At 62.2% G+C, this 12,895-nt stretch carries 10 protein-coding genes; 2 read left to right on the top strand and 8 right to left on the bottom strand.

Going from position 1 to position 12,895, the window contains the following annotated elements:
- Nucleotides 1–112: 112 nt before the first annotated feature.
- The 3 genes from OEG81_RS16740 to OEG81_RS16750 all read right to left on the bottom strand — a co-directional run bounded on the left by OEG81_RS16740 (nucleotide 113) and on the right by OEG81_RS16750 (nucleotide 4,963).
- Nucleotides 113–2,746, bottom strand: coding sequence for a TRAP transporter permease (locus OEG81_RS16740; protein WP_264130408.1), 2,634 nt, complete (start codon nucleotides 2,744–2,746; stop codon nucleotides 113–115).
- A gap of 137 nt (nucleotides 2,747–2,883) precedes the next feature.
- Nucleotides 2,884–3,840, bottom strand: a complete 957-nt coding sequence (locus tag OEG81_RS16745) for a TAXI family TRAP transporter solute-binding subunit (protein ID WP_264132635.1) — start codon at nucleotides 3,838–3,840, stop codon at nucleotides 2,884–2,886.
- A gap of 202 nt (nucleotides 3,841–4,042) precedes the next feature.
- The gene (locus tag OEG81_RS16750; RefSeq protein WP_264130409.1) at nucleotides 4,043–4,963 is read right to left on the bottom strand and encodes a MurR/RpiR family transcriptional regulator; all 921 of its coding nucleotides are present in this window, start codon (nucleotides 4,961–4,963) and stop codon (nucleotides 4,043–4,045) included.
- Between the two features lie 273 nt (nucleotides 4,964–5,236).
- Here OEG81_RS16750 and OEG81_RS16755 point away from each other — a divergent pair, with 273 nt between their 5' ends.
- Nucleotides 5,237–7,810 (top strand): EAL domain-containing protein, encoded by a 2,574-nt coding sequence (locus OEG81_RS16755; protein ID WP_264130410.1) that lies wholly within the window; start codon nucleotides 5,237–5,239, stop codon nucleotides 7,808–7,810.
- A gap of 18 nt (nucleotides 7,811–7,828) precedes the next feature.
- Here the strand turns inward: OEG81_RS16755 and OEG81_RS16760 are convergent, their stop codons facing one another.
- The 3 genes from OEG81_RS16760 to OEG81_RS16770 form a co-directional block, all read right to left on the bottom strand.
- Entirely contained in the window at nucleotides 7,829–8,248 is a 420-nt protein-coding gene (locus OEG81_RS16760; RefSeq protein WP_264130411.1) for a CBS domain-containing protein, read from the bottom strand.
- Nucleotides 8,249–8,291: 43 nt separating this feature from the next.
- Nucleotides 8,292–8,537, bottom strand: a complete 246-nt coding sequence (locus OEG81_RS16765) for a hypothetical protein (RefSeq protein WP_264130412.1) — start codon at nucleotides 8,535–8,537, stop codon at nucleotides 8,292–8,294.
- 84 nt (nucleotides 8,538–8,621) lie between these two features.
- The gene (locus OEG81_RS16770; RefSeq protein ID WP_264130413.1) at nucleotides 8,622–9,503 is read right to left on the bottom strand and encodes a ZIP family metal transporter; all 882 of its coding nucleotides are present in this window, start codon (nucleotides 9,501–9,503) and stop codon (nucleotides 8,622–8,624) included.
- A gap of 146 nt (nucleotides 9,504–9,649) precedes the next feature.
- Here OEG81_RS16770 and OEG81_RS16775 point away from each other — a divergent pair, with 146 nt between their 5' ends.
- Nucleotides 9,650–10,654, top strand: coding sequence for a Bug family tripartite tricarboxylate transporter substrate binding protein (locus OEG81_RS16775; RefSeq protein WP_264130414.1), 1,005 nt, complete (start codon nucleotides 9,650–9,652; stop codon nucleotides 10,652–10,654).
- A 178-nt stretch (nucleotides 10,655–10,832) separates the two neighbouring features.
- On the opposite strand, the gene OEG81_RS16780 is transcribed toward OEG81_RS16775, so the two are convergent.
- Entirely contained in the window at nucleotides 10,833–11,243 is a 411-nt protein-coding gene (locus tag OEG81_RS16780; RefSeq protein WP_264130415.1) for a PaaI family thioesterase, read from the bottom strand.
- Between the two features lie 71 nt (nucleotides 11,244–11,314).
- The gene (gene rmuC / locus OEG81_RS16785; RefSeq protein WP_264130416.1) at nucleotides 11,315–12,856 is read right to left on the bottom strand and encodes a DNA recombination protein RmuC; all 1,542 of its coding nucleotides are present in this window, start codon (nucleotides 12,854–12,856) and stop codon (nucleotides 11,315–11,317) included.
- Between the last annotated feature and the right edge of the window lie 39 nt (nucleotides 12,857–12,895).

Genomic DNA, 12,895 nt, shown 5'->3' on the forward strand with positions numbered 1-12,895 from the left:
CGGGTCGAACCGAATGAAAGAACCTGCTTCAGCCGTCAATATACTGCAAGCCCGAAAGGAAAAAAAAGCCAGGCAACCCGCGTCGCCTGGCTTTTCAATGCCGCAAGGACGTTCAGGCGGCCGCGGCCGTCAGCCCTTCGCGCCGCAGCCTGGCTCCCTGTCGCATCCATATCAATGACAGGATCAGCGAGGCCGGTATGTATATCCAGAACTCCGACGGGCGGGCCGGATTGGGGATCTTGATTTCCGCCACATCCCAGCCCTGCTCCCATCCGGCGCGGCGCGCCTGGCTGCCGAAGCGGACCGCCGCGATCTGGGCCTGGTCGCCCATGGCCATGACGGTCAGGCCGGCCGCCGACAGGCGCTGCAATCCGGCCGAATCGCCGGTCGCGGTGCTGCCCTCCGGCAAGGCGGGCAAGGGCACGGCCACGGTCTTCTGCAGTTCATCGCCTTCCAGGTTCATGCCCTTGAGCACCGCCACCAGGCGGCCCTTCTCCGGCATATTCGCCGCCGTCTTCAGCAATTCGGCCGGCGGCCGGCTTTCATACTTGGACGCCAGGTGGTCCATGAAATAGTCGGGCCGGAACAGCATGAAAGTGACCAGCAGCAACAGGACCACTTCCATCCAGGTGGCCTTGACGCGCATCCATTTCATGGTGGCCGCCGCGAACGTCAGGGAAGCCAGGGTAGCGCCCCCTACCACCAATATCAGTTCGCCCCAGCCATTCACGTCGATCAGCAGCAGCAAGGGATTGAATATGAACATGAAGGGCAGCACGGCGGTGCGCATGGCATAGGTTACGCCCTGGATGCCCGTCTTGATGGGGTCTTCGCCCGAAATGGCGGCCGCGGCAAAGGTGGCCAGGCCCACCGGCGGCGTGATGTCGGCCATGATGCCGTAATAGAACACGAACATGTGCACGGCGATCAGGGGAATCACCAAGCCGTTCTGCGCGCCCAGCTCCACCACCACCGGCGCCATCAGCGTCGCCATCAGGATGTAATTGGCGGTCGTGGGCATGCCCAGCCCCAGCACCAGGCAGACCGCCGCCGTGAAGAACAGCATGGCCAGCACGCTGCCCATCGAGATCATCTCCACGAAGGCCGTCATGCGCAGGCCGAGGCCGGTCAAGGTGATCGCGCCCACGATCAGCCCGGCCGTACCGCAGGCGATGGCGATGCCTATCATGTTGCGCGCGCCTTCCTGCAGGCCGTTCACGGTTTCGGACAGGCCCAGCCGCGTGGGCTCCAGGACTTCCTGCTTGCGGAACCAGGCGATCAGCGGTCGCTGGGTCAGCATCTGGATCACCATGGACACCACGGCCCAGAACGCCGACAGGCCGGCCGACAACTGCTCGACCGACAGGCACCACACCAGGATGCCGATGGGAATAAGGAAATAAAGGCCTGCACGCACCGTGGGCCAGGCTTCGGGACGCGTGGGATTGGTGATGCTGATTTCCGTGGGCAGGTCGGGATGCGATGCCGATATCCGCAGCAGCCACAGATACAGCGCCACCAGCATGGCGCACAATATCCAGATGGCCGCGCCGCCGGCCACCGCCTGCACGCCCACGCCTATCCAGTAGACAAGGCCCATGACCACCAGCGAGCCCGCGATCCCCATGCCCCAGCCGGCCAGCTTCTGCAGCACCGTGCGGGGCTTGCCCGCCGACATCATCGGCTGTATGCCCAGCTGCAATGCTTCGAGGTGGACGATGTAGAACAAGGCAATATAGGAAATGCTGGCCGGCAGCAGCGCGTGCCGGATGATGTCGGTATACGGTATGCCCACGTATTCGATCATCAGGAAGGCCGCCGCGCCCATGACGGGCGGCATGATCTGCCCGTTGACCGACGAGGCGGTCTCGATGGCGCCGGCGCGTATGCCGCCGTAGCCCGCCTTCTTCATGAGCGGAATGGTGAATATGCCGCCGGTCACCACGTTGGCCACCGAGGAAGCTGAAACAATGCCGTTCACCGCCGAGGACACCACCGCCACCTTGGCCGGACCGCCGCGCAGATGGCCCAGCAGCGCGAACGACACCTGCATCATGTAATTGCCGGCGCCGCAGCGGTCAAGCAGCGAGCCGAGCAGGACGAAAATGAAAATATAGGAAACCGATACGCCCAGCGCCACCCCGTAGACGCCTTCGGTCGTGAGCCACATGTGCGACACCAGCCGCTCGATGGAGGCGCCGCGATGCGCCAGCGCGTCGGGCAGCCAGGGCCCAAGGAATGAATACATGACGAAGACCGCGCCCAGCACCGCCATGGGCGCGCCCAGCGCGCGCCGCGTCACCTCCAGCAGGAGCAGCAGCCCCGCGGATGCCACCACGATGTCCATGGTCGTGGGTATGCCCGGACGGGTGGCCAGCTCTTTGTAGAACAGGAACAGATACGCGCCGCAAAAACCGGCGATCAGCGCGAAGACCCAGTCGAACCAGGGCATACTGTCGCGCGGAGAGCTCTTGCGCGCCGGATAGGCCAGATAGCCCAGAAACATGGCGATGCCCAGGTGCAGCGCGCGGGCCTCGGTATCATTGAAGATGCCGAAGTTGAACGCGAATGGCAACGGCGAGGCATACCATAGCTGGAACAGGGACCAGGCAATGGCGCCGCAGAAGAGGACCGCTCCGGTTATTCCGCCTACGTTGCGTCCGCCGCGATCGACGTCGGCGACCAGTTGTTCCAGATTGGCATTGGTCTGCTGCGCGGCAGCGGACGGCGGGGATGTCGTACCCATGCTTGATTCCTATTATGTTCCGTCAGGCAAACAACGCGCCGGTACGGCGCCTGGACTGTCATACCTATACGGGCGGCTTGTAGCCGCCCGGTCCTGCGTTATTCTATCGATGCGCCCGCCAGGGGCGCATCGCCGGCTTACAGCAAGCCTTTTTCCTTGAAGTACTTTTCCGCGCCCGGGTGCAGCGGAGCGGACAGGCCGTTCTTGACCATGTCCTTGGCGACCAGATGCCCAAAGGCCGGATGCAGCTTCTTGAAGTCCTCGAAGTTGTCGAACACCGCCTTCACGATCAGGTACACCGTTTCTTCCGGAACATCGGACGAGGTCACGAAAGTGGCCAGTACACCGTAGGTATTGGTTTCTTGCGGATTGTTCGGATACAGGCCGGCGGGAATGGTCGCCTTGGCGTAGTAGGGATTGTCCGCCACCAGCTTGTCGACCACCGGGCCGGTCAGCGACATCAGTTGCGCGCCGCAGGTGGTGGTTGGATCCTGGATGTTCGCCGAGGGGTGGCCCACGCCGTACATGAAGCCATCGATCTTGCCGTCGCACAGGGCGGGGCCATGCTCGTCGGGACGAAGCTCGGAGGCCAGCGAGAAGTAGCTCAGGTCGACGCCCTTGGCCTTCAGGAACTGCTCCATGGAGGCGCGTGTGCCCGAGCCCGGATTGCCGACGTTGAAGCGCTTGCCTTTCAGGTCGTCGAAAGACTTGATGTTGGCGTCCTTGCGGACCACGTAGGTGAACGGCTCGGGGTGAATGGAGAACACCGAACGCAGCTTCTTGTAGGCGCCCGCATCCTTGAACTGGCCTTCGCCGTTATAGGCGTTGAAGCCCACGTCGGACTGCACCACGCCCAGGTCCAGTTCGCCCGCCTTGATGGTGTTCACGTTGAACACCGATCCGCCGGTGGACTCCACCGAGCAGCGCACGCCGTGCTTGGCGCGATCCTTGTTTACCAGGCGGCAGATGGCGCCGCCGGCCGCATAGTAAACACCGGTCACTCCGCCTGTGCCGATGCTGACGAACTTTTGCTGCGCAACCGCCGGCAAGGGGGATGCCAGCGCCGCGAACATGGCCGCCGCGCCGGCCGTCATCGCCAGTCGCTTGCTGAAAGAGGATGCTAAAAACGTCTGCATGTCGATCTCCTTGGGGTTTCCCCACTGTTTTATTTCCGGCTAATGACCGGTGACTGCACAGGCACTTGCCAAGGTGTGCAAGTACCCGCGATAACACTTGGCAGCGTCGGCAGGCGCCGCAACGCTGACAACGAATCCTTACGCCGCCACGCATGCGCTTTCACTGGCTGCTGCCTCGCGGCGTCCAATAAGCCAGTTCATCGCGCAAGCGCACTTCGACTTCGTCCAGGCGATTGAGCACCGCCTTGCCGCCCCGTGCGGCGAAGCGGGCAATCAGGTGCTCGGCCAAGGCCAAAGGCCCTGCCATGGTGTGAAAAAAAGAACCCGGGCCCTTGCGCGAACCCGCTCCCGCGCTCGATTCCGACTGAAACAACAAAACATGCGCCGCCTTCAGGGCCAGCGGCGACAGCGCGCCGTCGGTCAATGCGATAAGCTCCACCCCCCTGCGCGCCGCTTCGCGCGCCACCCGCACCGTGGGCGTCGAATACGGAGCCTGTCCGATGGCGATCAGCACATCGCCCTGGCCCAGCATCTCCGCCTGTTCATCCAGCGTGCCGCCCGACCCGTCGAGCAGCACGCCGTTGCGCTGGACCAGTTGATAGGCATAGCGCATCTGGAATGCGGTGCCGAAGCTGGAGCGCGACCCCAGGAAGCCCACCAGCCTGGCCTTGATCATGGCCTGGACAGCGGCATCGAACTGGGCGGGCGTGTTCAGCGAACAGGCCGACTGCACCGCGCGGCCCTGCAAGCCGGCCAGCACATCGTGCGCCGGCAGTATCCCCCTATGGCTTCCGGAGGCCTGCAACTTGGCCGCCCGCTGGCGCAAGCCATAGCCCCCGCTGGCCAAGGCCTGCTGGAAGGGCGCGCGGAAGCTGTCGTAGCTTGCATAGCCTGCCGCCCGGGCCAGGCGCAGCATGGTGGCGGGCGAGACCGACAAAGCCTGGGCCTGTCGCCGCATGGACCACAACCCCACTTCAGCCGGATGACCGCTGACCCAGCGCGCCGCCCGCTGCAGCTCGGGCGTAAGCTGCGCGAATATCGCCAGAAGGCGCTCCTGGGGGGTGGTGAGCAAGGAAGTCATAGCCTGACGCGGGGCTTAATGCTGAAAAAACATATGCTACAGCGACTGAGAAATTTAAAACAAATGTTTTTATCGGGGTTTGCCCTAGTTTGAGGCCTGCTGTGCTTCGTGCAGGCAAAAAAGACCGCCGTTCACATAACCCGTATGCATGCTTGACGAATCAGGCATGCGCTTCTACGATGCAACAGGCGTTGACATGAACTGTCGATTTGTTTCATCAACCCGTCGCAAAGCCATGGTTTCGCTTCACTTACCACCGAGCACGAGTTACTTATGAACGCTGGATCGCAGTGCCTCTGGCGGTGGACGCTTCACAACGCAGCGATTCTTCTCATGGGCTTCACGCTGGGCAGTTCGCCGGCTCACGCGCAGCAGCGCCAGGTCCGGGTCGGCATTTTCGAGAACGCGCCCGAGCTTCACATGGACAAGGGCCAGCCCAGCGGCATTCTGGGCGAACTGCTGGTCGCCATCGCCAATACCGAAAAATGGACACTGACCGCGGTCCCCTGCGAATGGCGGGATTGCCTGGAGGACTTGCGGGAAGGCCGCATCGACCTCATGCCTGATGTGCCCGGCTCCGTCGACCGCCGCGAACTCTACGACTTCCACAAGATCCCGTCCCTGCATAGCTGGTCGCAAATGTACCAGGGCCAGGACGAACGCATCACTTCGGTGCTCGACCTGCAAGGCAAACGCATTGTGTCTTTGGCCGGCTCCGTGCAGGGCGACTATGTCGCCTCGCTGGCGAACAGCTTCGGGATCCGGGCCCGGCTCATCAGCGTCAGCGACCTGAAGGAAGGCTTCGCGATGGTCGCCGACAATCAGGCCGACGCCGTGGCGGCCAATTACTATTACGGGGAACTGCACGCGGCCGAGTCGGGCCTGTTCGCCACGCCGCTCATGTTCCAGCCGTCCCAACTGTTCTACGCCACGAAGAAAGGCAGGAACCTGGATTTGCTGGACGCCGTGGACCGGAACCTGGCCGAATGGCAGAACAATCCCGAGTCGGTCTACTTCGGCATCCTCCAGCGCTGGGGCCAGGCCAGGCCGCCCGCGGCCGTCCCCTCGTCGTTCTGGTGGGCCATATCGTCCCTGGGGCTGCTGCTGATCGTGGCGCTGGGCCTGGCCGCCTTGTTCAAGGCGCAGGTTCACCGGCAAACGCGGCACCTGAGGGCCAGCGAGAACCGGCTAAGCACCATACTGGACAGCGTTGACGCCCATATCTACATCAAGGACCGGCAACTGAAGTATCGCTACGGAAACCATAAGCTGTGCGAGTTCTTCGGCCTGCACGGACCCGACCTGATCGAGCGCCGCGACGATGAATTCCTCGACGGAGGCGAACTGGCCCAGATACGCCAGAACGATTTGCGCGTCATCAACAACGGCGAACGGGTGGCGCTGGAAGAACAGGTTTCCAAGCCGGGGGGCCAAGCCGCCGAGACTTTCCTTTCGATCAAGATTCCGCTGCGCGACAGGCGGGGCAAGATCGAAGCGCTGTGCGGCATCTCCACCAACATCACCGACCACAAGCTGGCACAGGCCGCCGCGCACCGGCTGGCCTACTACGACCCGCTGACCGAGCTGCCCAACCGACGCCTGCTGCTGGAGCGCATGGGCCATGCGCTTGACGCCGTGCGCGGCGGCGCCGGCATAGGCGCCGTGCTGTTCGTCGATCTGGACAATTTCAAGCGCATCAATGACGCAAGGGGGCATGTCATCGGCGACGCCGTGCTGTGCGGAGTCGCCCAACGCCTGAAAGACATGGTGCGCGGCGTCGATACGGTCGCCCGCATAGGCGGCGATGAATTCGTCATCCTGCTCGATCATTTCGGCCGCAGCCAGGATGAAAGCGCCCGTATCGCCATGACCATCGCCGAAAGCGTGCGGGCGGCGCTCGAACATCCCCTGATCATCGAAGGGCAACCTTATTTTTCCGGCGGCAGCATCGGCGTCACCCTTTTACGCCCCGACGGCAAGTCCACCGACGATGTGTTGCGCGAAGCGGATACAGCCATGTATCGCGCCAAGGAATCGGGACGCAACCGGGTCGCCTTCTATGAAACCAGCATGCAGACCGAAATCGAGGAGAGGCTGGCGCTGGAACATGATTTGTCGCTGGCCATAGGAAGCGAACAGCTGGGCATGCATGCGCAGGCCCAATACGGACTGGATGGGGAGATCGCCGGCGTCGAACTGTTGATACGCTGGGAACACCCCAAGCGCGGCAAGATTTCTCCATCCCGCTTCATTCCGGTTGCCGAGGAGACCGGCGTCATCCTGCGACTGGGCGACTGGACGCTGCAGCAGGCCTGCGACACGCTGCTGCGGCTGGATCAATCGGGCAAGCACTATCCGCTCTCCATCAACGTGAGCCCCCGCCAGTTCCGCCAGCACGACTTCGTGAGCCGTGTGCGAGAAATCGTGCTGGAATCGGGTGCGCCGGCGCATCGCCTTATCTTTGAAGTCACCGAAGGCATACTGATCGAGGACTTGCAGGGCGCCATCGACCGCATGGGGGAGCTTTCCGACCTTGGCATCCGCTTTTCGATAGACGACTTCGGAACCGGCTACTCCAATCTTACCTATCTGAAGCGCCTGCCCTTGTACGAACTGAAGATAGACAAGAGCTTCATACACGATGTGCCGAGCGATCCCGACAATTCAGCCATCGTCAGGCTGATATTGGCCATGGCCAAGCAGCTTGGGCTGCGCGTGGTGGCCGAAGGAGTGGAGACCCGGGAACAGGCCGACTTCCTGGCCGCTCTCGAGTGCGATGCCATGCAGGGCTACTTCTTCGCCCGCCCCGCGCCCATCGCACGGTGGCTCAATCCGCCTGAGGCCTGAAGCCCGTCCGCGCAAGGCTCAGCCGGGCTGCGAGATTCCGGACAGGGCCTTCCTGGCCGGCTCGCTTCCCGCTCCGTCCACAGCCACATCGCCCAGCGCCACAATGCCCACCAGGCGCTTGTCCGCATTGACGATGGGCAGGCGCCGGATCTGATTCTCGCTCATGATCTGGCACGCTTTCTCGACCGAGTCGCTTTCGTAGGCCCACAGCACGTCCTCGGACATGACATCGCGCACTTTCGTGTCCGGACTCCTGCCGTCGGCCACGGCCCTGATGGCGATATCCCGATCGGATATCGTGCCTATCATGCGGTCGTTTTCACCGACGGGCAGCAGGCCGAAGTCGCCGTCCCGCATCTGCCTTGCCGCATCCTTGATCGTCGCGTCGGGAAACACGACCTTTACATCGTGACTCATCACATCTTTAAGCTGTTGCATTTTCGTCTCCCGTTCAAGTCTCCCGTTCAATTGAGACCCACGCTTACACGCGGTCGCGCAACTGCGTAACACCCTGCTGCTCCGCACAGTGCTTGCAGCAGAACATGGCGCCGTCCTTTTCCAGGCCATGGCCGATGATTTTCACGCCGCAGTGCGAGCATGTGGGCGCAAGCTTGTGGATGGCACATTCGTAACTGTCGAATGTGTAGGTTTTACCGGCCGCCATAACCTGGAACGACTTATCGTATTCATTCCCGCAGGCATCGCATCTGGACATATCGCCCTCCATTGAAATCCAAGAAGAAAAACGCCGCGCGCCGCGACGGCGCCTGGAGGAGAAGAGAGCAAGTTATATGCCGTGACGGCCGTCGGTTCAGGCCAGCGCCGTATCGAGCAGCATCATCAATACGAACCCCAGAATGAGCCCCAGCGTAGCGTGCGACTCGTGCCCCTGCCGGTGCGATTCCGGAATGATCTCGTGGCTGATCACGAACAACATCGCCCCCGCGGCGGCGGCCAGTCCCCAAGGCAGGAGCGCCGCCGATATCCCGATGACGGCCACACCCAGGACGGCGGCCAGGGGCTCGATCAGGCCCGAGAACACGGCCACGCCCACCGCGATGGCGCGCCCGTAGCCCACGCTGCTGAGCGCCAGGGCCACGACCAGGCCTTCGGGCACGTCCTGAATGGAAATGCCCATTGCCAGAGCCCGCGCGCCAATGTCGTCCGGGCCCGCGAAGCCCACCCCTATGGCCAGCCCTTCCGGAAAATTATGCAGGCAGATGGCCAGCACGAAGAGCCAGACCCGTTTCATCTTCCGGGCGCGCGAGCCCTCGACCCCCTTCACGAAATGCTCATGCGGAACCGAACGGTCGATAAGAAGCAGCAGCGCGGCTCCCAACATGATGCCGCCGCCCACGATGGCGCCCGCTCCCCATGGACCCGAACCTTGTTCCCTTGCCACATTCAAGGCGGGAATGATCAGCGAAAAAGAGCTTGCCGCCAGCATCACGCCCGCGCCGAAACCCAACATGGCGTCGTTCGCACGTTGGGAAAACGGAATGGAAAAAACCACCGGCAATGTTCCCAGCGCCGTGGCTAGCGCAGCCAGGGAGCCCCAGCGCAATGCGCCCACCAGTTGGGGATTGTCCACCACCAGCCGCGCATAAAAATCCACCACCACCAGGATGGCCGCCATGGCAAAAATCAGCAAGCCCATGGAAAAGCCGGGCCGCATCAACCGAATGTCATCCATGTGCTCATGCTCCGCTTGCAGTCAATTGGAAAATCATACGCTGCCCTGCTTATATCTGTAAGTTATATACAAGTTTCTTATACGTCGTAGTGGTTTTATACGACGGCTGGTAATTTACTGGTTTACCCCTGACAATTCCATACAGCATGACCGCCTCGATACGATCCCTATTTCGCCCCCTGCCCGCGTTGCTTAAAAGCGCCGCACTGAGTGCCGCACTGCTCTTGGCCGCCCCCAGCCAAGCCAGCGAATGGCCCGAGCATCCCATAACCATGCTGATGGGATTCCCCGCCGGATCGGGCGTCGACGTCATTGCCCGCAGCATCCAGGAGCCCTTGCAGCAAGCCTTGGGCGTGCCCGTCGTCATCGATTACCGTTCGGGAGCGGGCGGCAACCTCGCCTCGGCAGCGGTAGCACGCGCCAAGCCCGACGGCTACACCATTCTGCTGGGCACCGCCGCCACCCATGGCATCAACCCTGCAATTTATAAAGAATTGCCGTTCGACGTCGAAGAAGACTTCACGCCCATCGCGCCGCTGATCGACGTATCCAACGTGCTGACCATCAATCCCAAGGTCATCGATGTGAGCACCGTCGAAGACTTCATCGCCGAGGTCAAGGCCAACCCCAATAAATACTATTTCGCATCCACCGGGGTGGGCACTGGAACACAGCTGGCATTCGAAGAGTTCAATGCCCGCGCCGGACTGCAGATGGTGCACGTACCGTACAAGGGCGGCCCCGAAGCGCTGCAATCGGTGGTCAAGGGCGAAACCTGCTGCATCTTCAATCAGGTGCAAACGGTTCTGGGCCAGTACAAGGCTGGCACGGTGCGTTTACTGGGCGTTTCGACGGCCAAGCGGATCGACGTCGTGAAGGAAGTGCCGGCCATTGCCGAAAAAGCCATACCGGGCTTCGACAGCTATATCTGGTTCGGGCTTTTCGGACCCAAGGGCATGGATCCGGCGCTGGTGCAGAAAATCAATGCCGCCGCCACCCAGGCCTTGCAGGATCCCGATGTGGCCAAGCGCCTGACCTCCACGGGGAACACCATACACACGTCCTCCCCGGAAAAATTCCGCCAGACGGTGCACGACAATCGGACGAAATGGGCCGAAGTCGTGAAGACCGCCGGCGTGACGGTGCAATAAAGCAGCCGAAACGACCAAACGAGCAACCCCAACCGGGGTTGCTTTTTTATGGCTTCAGCACTGGAATCGTTGCGCCCAGGTCATTGCGACAAAGGCCTGCAAGCCATCATCTGATATATAGCTCAGGCATGTCGCAAGGCCTGGATTTCCAGAGAGCGGGATGGCCCCGAGCCGTTCCTTACCTGGCCTGGGAATACTTGAACGTCCCTACGGCGGTCGCCATCAGCAGATCATTGTCCAGCAGGACCTCGGCGCGGGTGAAGAACACGCTGCGCCCCTTGCGCTCCGTATAGCCCTTGGCGACCAGGACGTCCCCCTCGCCGCTGCCGATGAAGTTGGTGGTCAGCGACAGGGTCAGGCTGCGCAGCGGCGGCTCGCCGGGTTCGGCATACAAGCCGCTGTAGCCCGACACCGAATCCAGCAGCGTGCAGATGACCCCGCCATGCACCCGCCCCGTGCGGTTCCCCAGCCGGGTCGACATCGGCAGGTGCATCTCGGCATAGCCGGGCGACCACTCCACCAGAGTGACGCCCATCCATTCCAGGAATGGATTGTTGATGAGTAGCGGTGTCTTGCTGTCGGATGCCATACGGTTCGAAGTCCTGATGTTTTGGAAACCCTTAGCTTAACGCGTAAGGCGCCGTGCACGGGCTTGCCATGTCAGTCCCGGCTCGCCTCGGTTTCATCCTCGGGCTGATCGGACACCCTCACCGCCTCGCTGGCAATCAATTCCAGCTTTTCGCCCTCGAAATCCGCGTGCAGCGGCGCCAGTGCCGGCATGGTCCGGTTGGCCCTGGACGACAGCTCGCCGAAGCGCGATGCCTTGCCGTACAGGCCCTGCTGGCCGGCCACGGCCGTGACCGTGCTGTTGTAGTGCCGGCTGACGGTGTCCAGGGTTTCGCCCAGCTTCTTCAGGCGCTCGGCCACGACCACGACCTGGTTGTAGATCTCGCCGGCGCGGGCGCTGAGCTCGTGCGCCTGCTCGTTGCTGCGCGCCACCATCCACAGGTTGGCCACCGTCTTCAGTATGGGCATCAAGGTGGTGTGCGACACCAGCACGACATTGCGCTGGTAGCCATAGTCGAACAGATCCCTGTTGTGCTTCATCGCTTCGATGTAGGCCGGCTCGATGGGCATGAACATCAGGACGAAACTGGGGCTACGCATGCCGATCAGGTTGCTGTAGTCCTTTCTTGCCAGGTCGTCGATATGATTGCGCACGGCCTTGACGTGGGCATCCAGCGCATCCCGCAGCTGGGCATCGGTCTCGGCGGCGATGGCGCGGTCGTAGTCCACCAGCGACACCTTGCTGTCGATGACAATATGCTTCTGGTCGGGCAGCTTGACCACGAAATCGGGCTGGCGATTGTTGCCCTGCCCGTCCTTGAAGCGGGGCTGCGATTCGTAATGGTCGCCCTTGGCCAGACCGGCCAATTGAAGGGCGCGTTCCAGCTGCACTTCGCCCCAGTTGCCGGTGGCTTTCTTGTCGCCCTTGAGCGCGGTGGCCAGGGTATTGGCCTCGGCGCTTATCTTCAGGCCGACTTCCAGTACACGCTTGATCTCCGAGCCCAGCGACACATTGCCGCGCAGGGTTTCATCGTGGACCTGGTTCACGCGCTGCTGGAAGCCATCGATCTGTTCGCGAAAAGGCTTGAGCAGGGCATCCAGGGAGCTCTGGCTGGTCTGCGCGAACGTCCTGCCCTTTTCCTCCAGTATCTGATTGGCCAGGTTCTGGAATTCGGTCTTCAGCTGGGCGCGGGAATGCTCGAAGCCGGCTTTCATTTCCTGGAAGCTGGCCTGCCTTTCGGCATGGACCACCCGCAATTCCGCCAGCTCCTTGTCCAGTTGAGCGTGGCGCTGCGCCAGAAGCTGATAGTCGGCATCCTTGACGGTCACGCTCAAGCGCGCCTCTTCCAGACGCTCCTGCAAGTTCTGCACGGTCGATTCGCTGCGCGCAAGCTGGCGGTCGATATGCACTTTCTCCGCCTCCACGCCTATTGCCTGGTTCTTGGCCTGATCCAGCTCCACGCGCAGCTCGGTCAGCATCTCGCCGCGCTGCTTGGCCAGATTGCGGAGGTCGTCCATGCCGGCGCGGGCCTGCGCAAGAATGCGCCGGTAATACGCAGCCGCCGTGATGAAGCCGGCCGCGACGGCAAGCGCCAGCAGCCATATGCCGTCCGTGCCCATGAGTAGTTGATCCATACCTTTTTCCTTATGGCGATGCCGCTGTGCGCCATCGCG

It is taken from the genome of Pollutimonas sp. M17 (assembly GCF_025836975.1).
Classification (GTDB): domain Bacteria; phylum Pseudomonadota; class Gammaproteobacteria; order Burkholderiales; family Burkholderiaceae_B.

Coding starts and splice junctions, on each gene's coding strand:
- OEG81_RS16740 (WP_264130408.1), bottom strand. CDS start 2,746: ATGGGTACGACATCCCCGCCGTCCGCTGCCGCGCAGCAGACCAATGCC.
- OEG81_RS16745 (WP_264132635.1), bottom strand. CDS start 3,840: ATGACGGCCGGCGCGGCGGCCATGTTCGCGGCGCTGGCATCCCCCTTG.
- OEG81_RS16750 (WP_264130409.1), bottom strand. CDS start 4,963: ATGACTTCCTTGCTCACCACCCCCCAGGAGCGCCTTCTGGCGATATTC.
- OEG81_RS16755 (WP_264130410.1), top strand. CDS start 5,237: ATGAACGCTGGATCGCAGTGCCTCTGGCGGTGGACGCTTCACAACGCA.
- OEG81_RS16760 (WP_264130411.1), bottom strand. CDS start 8,248: ATGCAACAGCTTAAAGATGTGATGAGTCACGATGTAAAGGTCGTGTTT.
- OEG81_RS16765 (WP_264130412.1), bottom strand. CDS start 8,537: ATGGAGGGCGATATGTCCAGATGCGATGCCTGCGGGAATGAATACGAT.
- OEG81_RS16770 (WP_264130413.1), bottom strand. CDS start 9,503: ATGGATGACATTCGGTTGATGCGGCCCGGCTTTTCCATGGGCTTGCTG.
- OEG81_RS16775 (WP_264130414.1), top strand. CDS start 9,650: ATGACCGCCTCGATACGATCCCTATTTCGCCCCCTGCCCGCGTTGCTT.
- OEG81_RS16780 (WP_264130415.1), bottom strand. CDS start 11,243: ATGGCATCCGACAGCAAGACACCGCTACTCATCAACAATCCATTCCTG.
- rmuC (WP_264130416.1), bottom strand. CDS start 12,856: ATGGATCAACTACTCATGGGCACGGACGGCATATGGCTGCTGGCGCTT.